Source organism: Alcaligenes sp. SMD-FA (genome assembly GCF_025960365.1).
Lineage (GTDB): Bacteria > Pseudomonadota > Gammaproteobacteria > Burkholderiales > Burkholderiaceae_B > Alcaligenes > Alcaligenes aquatilis.
Window position 1 is genome coordinate 4,083,681 of record NZ_CP110108.1, and the last position, 15,467, is coordinate 4,099,147.

Here is a 15,467-nt window from a genome sequence, read left to right on the forward strand (position 1 = left end):
CAACACCTGGTGCACACATCACGGTAAAGAACGAGCGGGTTGCAGCCGTAACCCTCTAGGGGATGATGTGTACAAGAGAGGAAAGTATGACCATAGAGATCAGTGGACAGGGTTTAATACATAGACAAACTATGCCTGTGGCCGAGCCATTAAACGCGACGGCCATGACGCCCCCTGTGGTGCCCGAGCAAGAAGAGTCTGGCTCCATAGACTCATCGGGACGTATCAAGGTGCACCTGTCTCCCATGGGAAAAGATCTGTCATTGACCAGTCAGCAAGCTCAGAAAAAGGGTCGTGACAAGGATATTGATAGCAGTTCTTTGCCCGATGGCATCAAGGACATACTTAAACGTATTCGTGATCTGAAAGAGCAGATTCAACAGAAACTGATGGAGCTGCAGCGTATCCAGGCCAGCAACAAAAGCAGCGAAGCGGAAAAAAAGCAGGAATTGGATCGTGTGCAAAGCGAGCTCAATAGCTTGAACGGTGCTTTATCCAGTGCGCATGCCATGTTGAACAAGGTCATGGACGACATTGAGTTGGACGGTGATGCCCGTATGGAAGTTGGGGATTTATTGATGGCGTAAAAAAAAACCGTTCAACTGGTTTTGGGAGCCCTTGGGGGCGCAGGCGGGTGTGCCTAGGCGGTAGGCCTGCATGGACATGGGCTGCGCCCCTTTTTTACTTTAAGCAGCCAGGGGCTGCTTTTGCTGACGCTCAAGGCTGGTTTGCCACCGTCAAAGCTCGCGTAATTTTGCAGTTGAGCTGATGCGGAGACATCAAATTGGCGGTGACTTGTGCCTTGGTGCGAATGATGTAGGCGGTCGAGGGGTTCAAATCAATGCAGTACACCACCAGCGAGCCGCCCCCCAAGGGAGCCGAGCCAATATAGACGCCTAACTGATCGCTGGCTGTGGAGTCATTGTGCTGCTGGAAGCCCTCTCGCGCTGCTGTCTGCTGAACCGTATTGAGGCACTGGGCCACGCTGAGACGGGAAACGGAACGCTGTTCTGCCTCCAGCTCCAGAGGTATCAGTTCTTGAGCCTGTACTACCCCAGCGCCATGAATCAAAGCCGCCATCAAAACCCACTTGTTGAGTGTGCGCATGATGCCCTCCCGCAGGAGACAATGGAGTGTTCAGCATAGTCCTGATTGATCAGGGCAGGCTTTGATAGTGCTTAATTCAGGGACGAATGTCGGGTTTTTACTGAGGTGGGGGCAAGCCATGTGGGAGTGATCAGCTTCCGAATTTGAGGAGCCTAGTTCTTTTATTGCTTTATCAAAGTCACTCTCAAACAAGCTATCTTGTATGACGCGATATTTCTCGAACTCGCTTTCAGCATGAGTCTGGGCCAGCTTGGCAGAAATCTTGCCGCTATCTTGCAGAATTTCCCGGTCGTCGAACTCCAGAAACATATCCAGGCGTTTGGCCCAGTCTTCCATAGTCATGGGGATTTTGCGGCGGGCACGGTTTTCAGCCAGCTCCAGATAGGCATTGACGATGCGCCCCAAGGCATCCAGCTCGTTTTGTTTCAGGTAGTTCTTGACAATACTGATGTCTGTTTTCAGTATTTTTCCATTGGGAGCATTGGCCCAGGAGGTAAGTCCCGTATGGGCTTGGCTGCTGTCGGCACGCTGATGAATAAGCTCCGCTGCAGTTTGGCCGTGAATGGCGTAATGCAGCTTGTTCTGCACCTTGGCAAAGAAGGATTTACTGGTCGGGGCATTCTTGTTGTAGTCCACGCTGGTTGCGTAGATATCGGTGATCTTCTGGTAGAAGCGCCGTTCGCGTAGGCGTATTTCGCGGATTTCTGCCAGCAACTGCTCAAAGTAGTCTTCGTTTAGAAAACTGCCGTTCTCCATGCGCTGACGATCAATCAGGTATCCCTTGATCGCAAATTCGCGCAGGATGTGGGTGGCCCATTGGCGGAATTGGGTGGCACGGATGGAGTTGACCCGGTAGCCAACGGAAATAATGGCGTCGAGGTTATAGAAGTCCACCAGACGCTTTACGTCCCGATTACCTTCTTGCTGAACTATCCGGAATTTCCGGATAGTTGCCTCGGAAGCCAGTTCATTGCTGGCAAAGATATTTTTTAAGTGCTCATTGACCGTGCGTACATCAACGCCAAAAAGCTCCGCCATCAGCTTCTGAGACAACCAGACCGTCTCGTCTTCGTAGCGGGCTTCGATGCTCTGTTCGCCGGCCTGGCCAGTGAAGATCAGAAATTCAGTAGTGCTATTTCGAATCAGCTTCTTGCCGCTCATGCCTAGTTCCTCTGCACATCAATGGCTCAGTCTTTTGATGAGGTCACTTCCCAATACAAAAACTGGAGAAAATCTCCCCCAGCAAATCATCGCTGCTGAACTCGCCGGTAATTGAGCACAGATCCAGATGTGCCAGGCGCAGTTCTTCGGCAAACAGGTCCAGCACCTGATCGCTGTGCGTAGCGTGCTCTGCGGCCAGGCCCAGGTGGTATTCTGCGCGCTCCAAGGCGCGCAGGTGTCGTTCCCGCGCCAGCCAGGGGGATTCACTGCCGGGGTTCCAGCCGGCGATATCCAGCAAGGTGCGGCGCAGTGTGTCCAGACCTATATCCTTACGGGCAGAAATCGGTAGCACGGTGGCGCCGCTTTCCTGTGCAGGCAAGGCTGCCTGTTGTTCTGCTGTCAGCAAGTCTATCTTGTTATAGACGCGCAGCACGGGTACATGTGATGGCAGGCGAGTGGTAATGGCACTGTCCAGCTCGTCTTGCGGGTTGCGAGCATCGAGCAGGTGCACGATCACGTTGGCTTTGGCGATTTCGTCCCAGGTACGGGCGATACCGATGCGCTCGACGGTGTCCTCGGTGTCACGCAAACCGGCGGTATCCACGATGTGTAGCGGGATGCCGTCAATGTGGATCAGCTGCATGACACGGTCGCGGGTGGTGCCGGCAATATCGGTCACGATAGCCACGTCCTCACCGGCCAGTGCGTTAAGCAGGCTGGATTTGCCCACATTGGGCTGACCGGCCAGTACAACGTGCAGGCCCTCGCGCAGAATCGCCCCCTGACGCGAATGCTGCAGGATGCGTTCCAGCTCGTCCTGTATGCCTTGCAGGGTGGCCGCCGCCTGGTATTTTTCCAGGAAGTCGATTTCTTCTTCGGGAAAGTCCAGCGTGGCTTCCACCAGCATGCGCAGGTGAATGATGCGGTCAGCCAGGGCGTTGACCTTATTGGAAAACACGCCCGACAGGGAGGCGACGGCACTGCGGGCAGCGGCCTCCGAGGAGGCGTCAATCAAGTCGGCCACGGCCTCGGCCTGAGCCAGGTCCAGTCTGTCATTCAAGAAGGCGCGTTGGGTGAATTCTCCCGGTTCAGCCAGTCGCAGGCCCTGATCTTTACCTGCTTCCAGGCAGCGATCCAGCAGGCGGCGCAGAACAGCCGGGCCGCCGTGGCCTTGCAGTTCCAGCACGTCTTCGCCGGTATAGGAGTGCGGGCCTTTAAAGAACAGTGCAATGCCCTCGTCGATTGCCTCGCCTTGTGCATCCTTGAAGGGCAGAAAGTGGGCATGACGCGCTTGCAGCGTACGGCCAAACAGGATGTGGATCAGAGCATCAAGCTCTTTGCCGGACACACGGATGACACCAATACCACCCCGGCCGGGGGCGGTGGCAATAGCCACAATAGGGGAAGAGCTGGACATGGTCAGATCGATCAAAGAGGCGGAACAGAACCGTATTGTAATGGAGCAGGTAGACGGTTCGGGCTTGGGGCGCTAAGCCTTGTTGGTATCTGAAACGCTTGTGTTTATGTCCCTGTGGACTAGGCTCTTGAGAATCAGGCAATTAGGCAATCGGTCGTGTGGGAGAACCTAAAAAGGCCAGGGCAAACAAAAAGCCTTTGGACGTGTCATCAAAGCGACTGAGGCCAGCCGTCTGCGCTTCTTTGAGCCTAGTGATTGTTCACACAAACCACCAGAATCTCCACGCTTTCCCCGTGTTCGCACAGATACAGGTGACCCAGATTGCTTTTGAAGTAGATGCTGTCGCGCGCTTGCAGTACATGCCGGCGGCCGTCCTGGAACTGCATGGTCAACTGCCCTTCAATGACAAAAATAAATTCTTCGCCTTCGTGTTGGCTGAAGTCGCTGGCATCGCGCGGTTTACCGGCCAGCACGCGCCCGTGCATGGGCGTCATTTTTTTGTTGATCCATTCCGATGCCAGCATGCCGTATTCATAGCGGTGAGCATGGTAGGTTACGGTGCGTGAAGCCCGTCCCACCAGGATGTCCATGCCGGACTCGTTCTGATCACGAGGCGTCTTGAACAGGTCGGACAAATCCATTTTCAAGGCCCGGCTGACGGCCAGGAATTTCTCGTAGCTCAGGCCAATCAGGCCGCGCTCTGCCTTGGACAGGGTGGACAAAGACACATTGGATAAACGTGCCAACATGAGCAGGGTCAGGCCCTGACGCTTGCGTTCATCACGTATGCGCGCCCCCATGGCTGTCTTGCTTAATAAGTTGGGGGTGGTGTTAACCAAGTCTTTTGTCATAACCGAAAGAAGTAATAAACAACATTCTTATAAATATTATTGATTTTCTTATAAGAAAACTCTGTCCTATTGTATAGAACTACACGCTTTACGTTGGGAGAAAGAAGGCATGACTGCGTTGTTTGATCCTACTGCTTATCCCTCTACCTCGGTGGAATGGATAAAAAAACTGATTGCTTATGATACGACAAGCCGGGAATCCAACCTGGAACTGATTCACGACGTACAGGCCTATTTACAGCAGCAAGGGCTGGAAACCGTGCTGACGCATGACGCCAGCGGCCGCAAGGCCAATCTGTTTGCCACTATTCCGGCAGCCGATGGCACACGTACCGGTGGCATTGTTCTGTCGGGCCACACTGATGTGGTGCCCGTAGATGGCCAGAACTGGAGCAGCGACCCCTTCAAGGCTGAGGTTCGTGACGATCGTCTGTATGGCCGTGGCACGTGCGACATGAAAGGCTTTGTCGGTGTGACCCTGCAATTGGTTCCTGAGATGTTGGCGACCAGGCTGGCCAAACCCATCCACCTGGCCTATTCATACGACGAAGAAGTGGGTTGTGTGGGCGCGCCTGTCATGATTGATGATCTGGTCCGTCGCGGCGTTCAGCCCGAAGGCTGCGTGGTGGGTGAACCCACCAGCATGCGCACCATCGTGGCGCATAAAGGCATTAACGCTTATCGCTGCCGCGTACATGGTCATGCCGCGCATTCCTCGCTGACTCCTAAGGGCGTAAACGCGATCGAACATGCGGCACGCATCATCACGGCTATTCGTGATCTGGCCGACGACTACAAGAGCATGGGCCCTTACGACCACGATTTCGACGTGCCCTTCACCACCTTGCAGACCAGCATGATCCGGGGCGGTATCGCCTTGAATACCGTGCCTGACCTGTGCGAATTCGAGTTTGAATACCGCAATCTGCCCGGTGTGGACCCCGAGCCGATCTTGCAAGAGATACGCGAATTCATCGACCTGAAAGTCCTGCCCGCCATGCGCCGCGAGCATCCCGATGCTGTAGTGGAGCTGGAAAAGCTGGCCAGCGCCCCCGGCCTGAATCCCGAAGAACAAGCTGCCATTACCAAGCTGGTACGTGAACTGACGCGGGACGACACGGTACGAAAAGTGGCCTATGGCACAGAAGCAGGTCTGTTCCAGCAAGCCGGTATTCCTTCGATTATTTGTGGCCCCGGCAATATCGAGCAGGCCCACCGCCCCGATGAGTACGTGGAATTGGCCCAGGTGGAGCAGTGTGAGCAGTTCTTGCGTGCTCTGATTCGCAGCCAGGCCGTGACCGCTTAAAAACAGACAAACAGGTTTCAACGCAAACCCATGACAACAGAAAAAGTTACCCAGGAAAATGTGGTGCAGGCGCACGAGCGTCTGCGTCCCTATGTGCGCCAGACGCCCGTGTTTGATTACCAGACCGGGCGTCTGGATAGCGCCGTCAATTTCAAGTTCGAGCATTTGCAGGCCTCGGGCACCTTCAAGGCACGTGGTGCTTTCAATAACTTGCTGAGCTTGTCTGAAGAGGCTCGCCAGCAAGGGGTGACCTGCGTGTCGGCCGGCAACCACGCCGTGGCCGTGGCCTATGCTGCCCATCAAATGGGGGTGAAAGCCAAGACTGTCATGATCAAGACGGCCAGCCCGGCACGGGTAGCCTTGTGCCGTGAATATGGGGCTGAGATTGTCTTTGCTGATAACGGCGAGCAGGCGTTTGAGCTGGTGCGCCAGATTGAAAAGGATGAACAGAAAACCTTTATCCATCCGTTCAGCACCTACCCCACCGTGCTGGGAACCGCCACGCTGGGCTACGAGTGGTTGCAGCAAGTGGGCAAGCTGGATGCGGTGCTGGTGCCCATTGGTGGTGGTGGTTTGGCTGCGGGTGTCTCGGCTGCCGTTAAGCTGTGGCAGCCTGATTGCGTGGTCTATGGCATTGAGCCGGTAGGCGCAAACGTCATGGCACTAAGCCGCCAGGCAGGCGAGCCGCAAAAAATCGGTGCCATGCAGTCCATCGCAGACAGTCTGATGGCCCCCCATACCGACGAGTTCAGCTTCCGCGTGTGTCAGGACAATATCGACACGCTGGTGACCGTCAACGACGACCAGATCCGCGCTGGCATGCACTTCCTGTTCAATGAATTCAAGATGGCTACGGAACCAGCGTGCGCGGTGGCGACCGCTGCCTTGATGTCCCCTTTGCGCAAACATCTGGCCGGGCAACGAGTGGGCGTGTTGTTTTGTGGTTCCAACACGGATACCGACACCTTTATCCGCCATATCACTACGCCACTGGCGCAAGGCTAACCATGCAGCTTAGCGTTTATGTAGCAAAAGCCCAGGAAGTGTACGAGGGGCTGGGTATGGGGGCGGCGATTGATCTGATGCGCCAGGGTTTTATTGCCCTGCAGCAAGGGCGTATTGACCAGCCCTTGCGTACGATTGTGCGCAGCCATTTGTCCAGCGGTTTTCTGGGCATGATGCCTGCCTGCATTGATATGCCGGAGATTTATCCCGAGCCTTTGTACGGTGCCAAGATGGGCACCCTGTTTCCAGACAATGTGCGCTTGGGTAAAGACCCCCATCAAGGCTGCGTGCTCTTGATGAGCGGTTTGACTGGCGAGACGCGTGCCATTCTGGATGCCAGCAGCGTGACGGCATTGCGCACTGCGGCGGTCAGTGGCTTGGCCACCGATATGTTGGCGCGTCCGGATGCCAGCGTGCTGACCTTGTTTGGCGGCGGACATCAAGCCTTGTGGCAATTGCGCGCCGTGGCGCAAGTTCGTCGTTTGAGCAAGGTGTTTGTGCTTACCCGCTCTGCACAATCGGCCCAGCATTTTATTGAGGAAGCTCAGGCGTATCTGGATTGCCCCTTGATAGCGGGCGTCTCGGCCCAGGAAGCCGTGTCCCAGTCGGATATGGTACTGACGGCCACCAGCTCTGCCACACCTGTCTTGCAGCGTGAATGGCTGCGCCCTGGCACGCACATCACCGCCATGGGTTCCAGCACACCCGCCAGCAGTGAACTGGATGGACCCACCATGACGGCAGGCCGTTTGTTTGTGGATCGTGCGCAATCCACGCGTAGCGAGTCGGGCGAATTTTTGAATGCATGTAAACAGGGTTACTTGTCAGCCGATACTGAGCTGAACGAGTTGGGGGCGGTCCTGGAGGGGCAAGCCGCAGGCCGCAATGACAACCAAGAAATCACGATTTTTAAGTCCTTGGGACTGGCATTTGAGGATGTATTGACGGCGGCTGCCTTGTTAAGCCGTCATGCCGCACAAGGCAATGGACGAGTAGTAGAACTTTAATCGCGTCATCAAGAGGTAGGGAGACAAGTAATGAAAAAGAAATGGGCGCAGGTCGTGTTGGGAACGGCCTTGGCATTGGCAGCAGGTATGTCTGTTGCCAGCAAATTGCCGGACACCATACGCTTGGTCGTGGGCTATCCGGCGGGGGGAACTGCGGATGCCGTTGCGCGGGTATATGCCGAGCAACTGCGTGAAAAGCTGGGTGTGAATGTGGTGGTGGATAACCGCGCTGGCGCAGGTGGGCAGGTTGCTGCCCAAGGTTTTTTGCGCTCGCCTACGGATGGTTCGGTGCTGTTGGTTGCCAATAATCACATGATGACCACCCTGCCCCTGACGGTGAAAACCGTCAGCTACGACCCCATGAAGGATTTTGCGCCGGTGGCGGTGATCGCCAAGTTCGAGCATATCTTTGTGGTCGGTAAAACCACGCCGGCCCATACCTTGCAGGAGTACGTGGAACTGGTCCGTAAAGAACCGGAGAAGTACGGCCATTACGGTATTCCCGCTCCTGGCAGCGCCCCCCAGTTCATGGGCTATAGCATTGCCAAGAAGAACGATATCCAGATGTCCCCCGTACCGTACAAAGGGGGCGCCCCCCTGATCAACGACCTGTTGGGTGACCATATCCCTGCTGGCGTGGATGCGGTGGGCATGATTACCGAGCATGTCGCCGCCGGTTCGGTGCGGGTGCTGGGAATTACCGGGGCTGAACGCCTGCCTATTTTGAAGGACGTGCCTACTTTTGCAGAAATGGGCTACGGCGATTTGAAGGCCTCGGGCTGGATGGGGATTTTTGCACCGCTGGGCATGGAGCCGGAGATGGTCAAACAGTTCCAGGATGCCTTCAATGAAGTGGCCAAGCTGCCACGTATTGAAAGCGCGATTGTGCCGATTGGCTTCCGACCTGAATCGGGCGACGCGCAGGAGTTGGCCCGTACGGTTCAGGCGGACCTGGATACCTGGGGGCCCATCATCAAGGAGTCGGGGTATTTGCAGCAGTAAGGCATAAAGCGGCCAAAAACATGCCGTCATTACACCCCAACGCTTGGTTTTTTATTCAAGCGCTGGGGTGTTTTTCATGATGGCGACGGTAAGTTGTCCAGGCCCATGAGGCTAACGCTGTCGCTGGAGAGAATGCATGGCTTGAGCGCCCTGCTCAGGGTGCCAGCAAAGGCTGTAAGGCTTGGTAAATGTCTTGAGTCAGATCCTTGCCGGGGAACATATTGGCATGGACGATCAGGCCTTCCAGGCAAATGAAAACCAGCAAAGCTTGCTGGTGGGCCTTGTCACCAAAAGGCTCCTGCAAAATCGCTTCTATCAGTGCCAAGATAGCTAGCTTGTGCTCTTGTGCAATCGCACAAGGCTGAGGGTTCACCGCCCCGAATTCTTCCGATGCCTTGATGAACATACAGCCATGGAAATCCGGTGACTGGAACCAGCTTTGATGCCACTGGAACAGCGCCTGAATCTTGTCCTGATAGCGTTCATGCGGCTCCAGATACTGCAGCAAGTCTTCCATAAAATTGCGGTGTCGCAACTCCAGCGTCTCTTTGATCAAGCCATCTTTGGTGCCAAATTGCTTGTAGACCGTCATGCGGGCTACATCGGATTCGGAAATGATGCGTTCAATTCCGACATTGCCGTAGCCGTACTGGCTGAAAAGGCGCAGGGCCGTTTCCAAAATCGTATCGCGCTTCGTGTTTTTCATCATCGTTGACTCAAGAAGGTAGCCTGGGAAAGTTTGACAGCCTCCAGCAGAATGATTATTGTACACGTCGGTAGATAGACCGATCGGTCTATTTTGTTTCGGAGCTTCGGATGCGCTTTCTATTTTCTCGAATTCAAGGGGGCGGTGTACTGCCGCCTCGGCCACAAAGCAAGCAGGTTTTGCTCAGTTTTCTGGGAGGAACTATAGGCATCATGGTGATTGCCTATTTGACGCAGCAGTTTGGCTTGCCCTTGATGATGGCTCCCTTCGGAGCGACCTGTGCTCTGCTGTTCGCAGCACCCGACTCACCCTTGGCGCAGCCACGCAGCGTGATCGGTGGACATTTCATTGCCAGCCTGGTGGGTGTGGTGATTGCCAAGTATGTGGGTGCCGGTCCTGTCGAGATGGGACTGGCGGTGGGCTTGGCTATTGCCTTGATGCATGCCAGCCGTACCTTGCATGCCCCGGCTGGTGCTGATCCGCTGGTTATCTTGCTGGCCGGTGAGGTCTCGTGGTCTTACTTGTTTGTGCCCTCTTTGCTGGGCTCTATCGTGTTGGTGGCGATCGCTGTGGTGATCAACAACGTGGGGCATGAGAAAGCCTGGCCCAAGTATTGGTATTGATAGGCTTGTCTCATGCCGACCACGACTGGTTTTAAGGCTTCCATTCGGGAGCCGACAGATGGGGATGCCCACAGACATTTGTCGAGCAGGCTGTTGAGCTTATTTCACCGGCGTACACAACTCCACCACAATGCGCTCCGGCGTCTGCACATAAGACACCACCTGTCCCCAAGGCTTGTCCTGCGGCGGCGCCAGTTCTGTGCCCCCTTCTGCCAGCGCCTTGGCATGAGCGGCAGGTACATCATCGCAGACCAGGGCAACTTCGATACCCAGCGGTACTTCTGACGCGTGCGGTGACAAATGGCCTTTTGGGTAGTTCATGTAGGCCAGCATTTCGCCCGCAAAGGCCAAGGTGGTTTGGCCGGTTTCCAGCTCGCCGTACAGCCCGGTTTCATGCAGCATTTTGGTAGGCAAACCAAACGCACGGTTGAAGTAGTCCAGTGCCTGGCCGACATCGGGAACGTAGATGATGGTATAGCCAAATTTCATAGTGGGGCTCGGTAGGAGAACGCAGGGCCAGTGCAAAAAAAATCGGCCCCCCGATTGTAGAGGGGGAGCCGATTCTTGGATGGCTTAAACAGCCCGATCAGGGTTTAAAGCTGACCGCGTTTTGTCAGTTCTGCTTTTACACCAGCACCGTAGGCAGGGTCTGCCTTGGTGAAGTGGCCCAGCTGACGCTCGATGATTTCCTTGGGAACACCGGCCATGGCGTCGGCAATATTGCTGAACAGACGCTGCTTTTCCTCGTCGTTGAACAGGCGGAACAGATTGCCGGGCTGTGAGTAGTAATCATCATCTACGCGGTGATCCCAGTGATCTGCCGGCTGACCGTCCAACGCCAGAGGCGGTTCGCTGCGGGGAGCCTGTTGCCATTGACCTTGGCTGTTGGGTTCGTAGTTGATCGTGCCGCCGTTATTGTCGCCTGTACGCATGGCACCATCACGGTGGTAGCTGTGGAACGGACAACGCGGTGCGTTCACCGGCAGCAGGCCGTGGTTCACGCCCAGACGGTAGCGCTGAGTGTCGCCGTAGGAAAAGATACGGCCTTGCAGCATGCGGTCGGGCGAGTGGCCAATACCGGGCACCAGGTTGGCAGGTGTAAAGGCGGCTTGTTCAACTTGGGCGAAGTAGTTGGTGGGGTTCTCGTTCAGTTCCAGCATGCCCACATCGATCAGCGGGAAGTCGCCATGTGGCCAGACCTTGGTCACGTCAAAGGGGTTGATGTGGTAGGTGCGTGCCTGCTCTTCGGTCATGATCTGAATGCGCAGCGCCCAGCGTGGAAAATTGCCCTTTTCAATGTTCTCGTATAGATCGCGCTGCGAGCTTTCGCGGTCCTGACCCACGACTTTGGCCGCTTCTTCGTTGGTGTAGTTGGCAATGCCTTGCTGGGATTTGAAGTGGAATTTCACCCAGTGGCGCTCGCCCTTGTCGTTGATCAGGCTGTAAGTGTGCGAACCGAAACCATGCTGTTGACGAAGGTTACAGGGCAAGCCGCGGTCGCTCATCAAGATGGTGACCTGGTGCAGGGACTCGGGCGATAAGGACCAGAAATCCCAGGCGGCGCTCATATTGCGCAGGTGGCTGCGCGGGTCGCGTTTCTGTGTGTGGATGAAGTCGGGGAACTTCAGTGGATCCCGTATAAAGAAGACAGGAGTGTTATTGCCCACGAGGTCCCAGTTTCCGTCTTCGGTATAGAACTTGATGGCAAATCCTCGAACGTCGCGTTCTGCATCGGCGGCTCCTGCTTCACCAGCTACGGTGGAAAAACGTAAGAAAACGGGGGTCTGGCTACCTGGTTTAAAGACCTTGGCCATGCTGTACTGACTGATGTCGTGCGTGACGGTAAACGTGCCGAAAGCGCCCGAACCTTTGGCGTGTACGACACGCTCGGGGATGCGTTCACGGTCAAAGTGAGCCAGCTTCTCCAGCAGCCAATAATCCTGCATCAGGACGGGACCACGAGGGCCGGCTGTCATGGAGTTCTGGTTCTCCTCCACAGGGCGGCCAGCGGCAGTCGTCAGGGTTTTGTTGCTCATTGTGATTCTCCGTTGAAGCTGACCCGAACCGAGTGGGGCGGGTCGTTTTAAGAAGTTAGGATCAGTCTACGTGCCTTGTTCAAAATAGTTAAATCAAATGATTTTAGCGAAGGAATAGTTTTTTGCTATTGGCAGGGATTCTCATCCCGATCATAGCGGTAAGTGCAGGACTTATGCATGAAACTTGTGCGACAGGATATGGCAGCAAGATCGGGCCAATTCTATAAGGCCAGAACACGAGCTGTGTTGAATCAGTGTTGGGGCGTTTTATTGGCCTGGCTGTCTGGCTAGGGCTGTGCCTGAGTCTGATAAATGACAGCCGTGTTCAGTGCTACGTTTGAACATTGTTTACTTGCTCTGCTTCATGTCATCTGGCTGGCAGCAGGCATAAAAAAAACCCCGCTAAAAATATAGCGGGGTTTTTTGTCTCAGAGCGAATTAGCTGTTGGCCGCTTTCGCGCTTTTCTTTTCGATCTGCACCATGATGTAGCGCTGCTGGGCGATGGACAGGATGTTGTTCACGCACCAGTACAGAACCAGACCGGCGGGGAAGAAGAACATCATGCCACCAAAGACCAGAGGCATCAGCATCATGACTTTGGCTTGCATTGGATCAGGTGGCGTTGGGTTCAGCTTGATCTGCAGGAACATGGTACCCATCATGATGGCGGGCAGAATCATCCATGGGTCGCGTGCGGCCAAGTCGTGAATCCACAGAATCCAGGGTGCACCGCGCATCTCGACGCTGCCCAGCAGCACCCAGTACAGCGCAATGAACACGGGGATCTGAACCAGCATGGGCAAACAACCCCCCAGCGGGTTGATCTTCTCGGTGCGGTACATCTCCATCATGGCGGCGTTCAGCTTGGCCTTGTCATCGCCGAACTTCTCGCGCAGGGCTTGCATGCGTGGAGCAAATTGCTTCATCTTGGCCATGGAGCGGTAGCTGGCAGCCGACAGCGGGAAAAACACCAGCTTGATCAGCACGGTCAGCGCCACAATGGCCCAGCCCCAGTTACCCAGCAGGGAATGCAGCCAGGTCAGCAGCTTGAACAAGGGCTTGGAGATGATGGTCAGCCAGCCGTAGTCCACCACCAGGTCCAGACCGGTAGCCAGTTGCGACATGGCTTTCTGGTCTTGCGGGCCTACCCACAGGGCGGCGTCCACTTCCTTGCTTTGGCCGGCAGCGATCGAACCGACCGACTCCAGCGTGCGCACGGCGTACAGATTGTTGCCCAGCTTCAGGATTTCATTGGTGCGCTGCAGGTCCTGGGCAGGAACCCAGGCCGTTGCAAAGTAATGTTGCACCATGCCGATCCAGCCGTTATCCACGCTGCGAGCGTAGGTGGCCTTGTTCTTGTCGATGTCCGAGAAAGTGATTTTCTGGAATTTTTCGCCGCTGGAATAGACCACAGGACCGGTAAAGGTGCTGTACAGGCGGGACGAATCGGGTGGGTTGTTGCCGTCACGGGTCAGTTGCAGGTACAGGCGTGGGTCAATGGCCGAGCCGGTATTGTTCTGGATATCGTGACGAACCTGGATGTCGTAGCGGCCTTTGTGCAGCGTGTAGGTCTTGGTGACTTTCACGTCGTCCGAAGTGGCTTCAAACACCACATCCAAGGTATCGCCCGTCATGTTGTGCTGGCTCGAGACCAGAGTGAACGGGGTCAGGTGGTTGGGCAGATTCTGGCCGGCGGCACCCACAATACCGGACTGGGCCAGGTAGGTGGAGGCGGGCGAGTTATCCAGCAGCACCATGGGCTGCTCGGGGTTTTCGGGCGAACCGTACTTCAACAGTTCAGCCTTGATCAGTTGGGCACCTTCAGTGCTAAAGCCCAGCTTGTAGACGTCTGTTGTGATGTCGATGGTTTGCGCTGTGGCAGACACCGCGCTGTTGCTCGAAGGCAAGGCAGCAGACGCAGTCGGCTCTTGAGCAGCGGGAACACCACCGTTTGCGGCAGGTTCGTCGGAGGCTGCTGGCGCTTGTGTGGTGGCTGGGGTGGAAGCGAACAGCGATGGCTTGCCGTTATATTCCTGCCAGTTGTTCCACAGCAGCAGCAGTGCAAAGGAGAAGATCATCCATAGGATGGTGCGTCGGATATCCATAGCGCCTGTATCACATTTATAAAGCTGAGCAAAAGCTTAGCAGTTTAACGTAGCTGGTCAGCAAACAGGGGGTTGCCTTGAAAAACAAGGCGCAGACCAGGACGGTTTTAGAAAGTGTTGCGGTCTTCGGGCGTGCGAGCGGGCACAGGATCATGCCCTCCCTTGCACCAGGGATTGCAGCGGCAGATGCGTACACCACCTAGCCATAAGCCTTTGAGCGGGCCATGAATCTCAATGGCCTGCAAGGCATAGTTGGAGCAGCTGGGGGTAAAGCGGCAGTTTCTACCGATCCAGGGACTCAGAAAAAACTGGTAAAAGCGGATCGGTGCCGAAGCCAGTTTGCGCATCATGGCCGTACCTTTGAAAACAAGGTGTTGGCTTCATCGCGAACCAGTTGCTTTAAAGCGGTCAGCGACACCAGAGGCACCTTGCTGTGCAGCCTAAAGACATAGGCGGCATTGGGCAAGCCTTCGCGTTTGTGGCGGAAGGTTTCACGCAAGATACGTTTGATGGTGTTGCGGGTGACGGCGCGGTTGGCAAAGCGCTTGGGGACGATCAGTCCCAAACGGGCGCCTTCGGTCTGGTGTGGGTCCTCGCCACGAGAGCGAGTGACCACGAACAAAGCCCCGCGACCTACGCGTTGTCCTTTTAATGACTGCGCGTATTCGGTGGGGCTATGTAAGCGAGCCGTAGCTGGAAAGGAGGCACGCATGATGCGTATCGTGGGAGTCGGGCTTTAGATAAGAGATCCATCACCCTGGGCCCCGCATCCCGACATGGCTTATACAGCCAGACGTTTGCGACCTTTGGCGCGACGTGCGTTCAAAACAGCGCGGCCACCGCGAGTTTTCATGCGAACGCGAAAACCGTGGGTACGCTTGCGACGGGTAACAGAGGGTTGGTAGGTGCGTTTCATGGTGTATCCAAAAAAATGAGCCGCCAGAAATCGCAGAAAATCTCCACCCCGACTGCGCAAAGGCTTGGGATCTGGCAACAGAAAATCGTGTTAAGCCCGTCATTTCAGCAAATTCTTTCTGTTGTGTCAATTATTTAGCCCGATATTACGCAACTAAATTTGTTAGCCTGTGGATAACTTGGTACAGCTCAGGGTAGAATCGAGGTTTACAGAAGTGATGACCG

The 15,467-nt window shown here is 55.4% G+C and carries 17 protein-coding genes; 6 read left to right on the forward strand and 11 right to left on the reverse strand.

The window, feature by feature from the left end; genetic code table 11:
* The first annotated feature begins 164 nt into the window (after positions 1–164).
* Entirely contained in the window at positions 165–587 is a 423-nt protein-coding gene (locus OKX01_RS18780; protein ID WP_230019549.1) for a hypothetical protein, read from the forward strand.
* A gap of 130 nt (positions 588–717) precedes the next feature.
* Here OKX01_RS18780 and OKX01_RS18785 read toward each other — a convergent pair whose 3' ends face one another.
* The 4 genes from OKX01_RS18785 to OKX01_RS18800 form a co-directional block, all read right to left on the reverse strand.
* A complete protein-coding gene (locus OKX01_RS18785; RefSeq protein ID WP_094198207.1) occupies positions 718–1,107 on the reverse strand; it encodes a DUF6180 family protein in 390 nt (129 codons plus the stop codon).
* A 30-nt stretch (positions 1,108–1,137) separates the two neighbouring features.
* Positions 1,138–2,268 carry a virulence RhuM family protein gene (locus tag OKX01_RS18790; RefSeq protein ID WP_264672242.1) on the reverse strand — a complete coding sequence of 377 codons (1,131 nt, stop codon included), beginning with the start codon at positions 2,266–2,268 and terminating at the stop codon, positions 1,138–1,140.
* Between the two features lie 43 nt (positions 2,269–2,311).
* Entirely contained in the window at positions 2,312–3,685 is a 1,374-nt protein-coding gene (mnmE, locus tag OKX01_RS18795; protein ID WP_264672243.1) for a tRNA uridine-5-carboxymethylaminomethyl(34) synthesis GTPase MnmE, read from the reverse strand.
* 248 nt (positions 3,686–3,933) lie between these two features.
* Positions 3,934–4,485: a helix-turn-helix domain-containing protein gene (locus tag OKX01_RS18800; RefSeq protein WP_003800785.1), complete on the reverse strand. Its 552-nt coding sequence runs from the start codon at positions 4,483–4,485 to the stop codon at positions 3,934–3,936.
* Between the two features lie 160 nt (positions 4,486–4,645).
* Here OKX01_RS18800 and argE point away from each other — a divergent pair, with 160 nt between their 5' ends.
* From argE to OKX01_RS18820, 4 genes are read left to right on the forward strand one after another with little or no spacing between them, the layout of a single operon-like run.
* Positions 4,646–5,842: an acetylornithine deacetylase gene (gene argE, locus OKX01_RS18805; protein ID WP_094198210.1), complete on the forward strand. Its 1,197-nt coding sequence runs from the start codon at positions 4,646–4,648 to the stop codon at positions 5,840–5,842.
* 30 nt (positions 5,843–5,872) lie between these two features.
* The gene (locus OKX01_RS18810; protein WP_264672244.1) at positions 5,873–6,847 is read left to right on the forward strand and encodes a threonine/serine dehydratase; all 975 of its coding nucleotides are present in this window, start codon (positions 5,873–5,875) and stop codon (positions 6,845–6,847) included.
* Between the two features lie 2 nt (positions 6,848–6,849).
* A complete protein-coding gene (locus OKX01_RS18815) occupies positions 6,850–7,854 on the forward strand; it encodes an ornithine cyclodeaminase family protein (RefSeq protein WP_264672245.1) in 1,005 nt (334 codons plus the stop codon).
* Positions 7,855–7,884: 30 nt separating this feature from the next.
* A complete protein-coding gene (locus OKX01_RS18820; RefSeq protein WP_094198213.1) occupies positions 7,885–8,856 on the forward strand; it encodes a tripartite tricarboxylate transporter substrate-binding protein in 972 nt (323 codons plus the stop codon).
* Positions 8,857–9,010: 154 nt separating this feature from the next.
* Here the strand turns inward: OKX01_RS18820 and OKX01_RS18825 are convergent, their stop codons facing one another.
* Positions 9,011–9,565 carry a TetR/AcrR family transcriptional regulator gene (locus OKX01_RS18825; protein ID WP_108726993.1) on the reverse strand — a complete coding sequence of 185 codons (555 nt, stop codon included), beginning with the start codon at positions 9,563–9,565 and terminating at the stop codon, positions 9,011–9,013.
* Positions 9,566–9,672: 107 nt separating this feature from the next.
* Between OKX01_RS18825 and OKX01_RS18830 the strand changes: the two genes are divergently transcribed.
* Positions 9,673–10,185: an HPP family protein gene (locus OKX01_RS18830; protein WP_108726994.1), complete on the forward strand. Its 513-nt coding sequence runs from the start codon at positions 9,673–9,675 to the stop codon at positions 10,183–10,185.
* A 99-nt stretch (positions 10,186–10,284) separates the two neighbouring features.
* Here the strand turns inward: OKX01_RS18830 and OKX01_RS18835 are convergent, their stop codons facing one another.
* The 6 genes from OKX01_RS18835 to rpmH form a co-directional block, all read right to left on the reverse strand.
* Positions 10,285–10,674: a VOC family protein gene (locus tag OKX01_RS18835; RefSeq protein ID WP_108726995.1), complete on the reverse strand. Its 390-nt coding sequence runs from the start codon at positions 10,672–10,674 to the stop codon at positions 10,285–10,287.
* A gap of 104 nt (positions 10,675–10,778) precedes the next feature.
* Positions 10,779–12,221 (reverse strand): catalase, encoded by a 1,443-nt coding sequence (locus OKX01_RS18840; RefSeq protein ID WP_094198218.1) that lies wholly within the window; start codon positions 12,219–12,221, stop codon positions 10,779–10,781.
* A 438-nt stretch (positions 12,222–12,659) separates the two neighbouring features.
* Entirely contained in the window at positions 12,660–14,327 is a 1,668-nt protein-coding gene (yidC, locus tag OKX01_RS18845) for a membrane protein insertase YidC (RefSeq protein ID WP_264672246.1), read from the reverse strand.
* A 107-nt stretch (positions 14,328–14,434) separates the two neighbouring features.
* Complete coding sequence (gene yidD, locus OKX01_RS18850; RefSeq protein WP_021447161.1) at positions 14,435–14,677, reverse strand: membrane protein insertion efficiency factor YidD; 243 nt, start codon at positions 14,675–14,677, stop codon at positions 14,435–14,437.
* A complete protein-coding gene (locus OKX01_RS18855; RefSeq protein WP_094198220.1) occupies positions 14,674–15,039 on the reverse strand; it encodes a ribonuclease P protein component in 366 nt (121 codons plus the stop codon). Before OKX01_RS18855 ends, yidD begins: the two co-directional genes overlap by 4 nt.
* 69 nt (positions 15,040–15,108) lie before the next feature.
* Positions 15,109–15,243: a 50S ribosomal protein L34 gene (gene rpmH, locus OKX01_RS18860; RefSeq protein ID WP_003800771.1), complete on the reverse strand. Its 135-nt coding sequence runs from the start codon at positions 15,241–15,243 to the stop codon at positions 15,109–15,111.
* Positions 15,244–15,467: the final 224 nt, after the last annotated feature.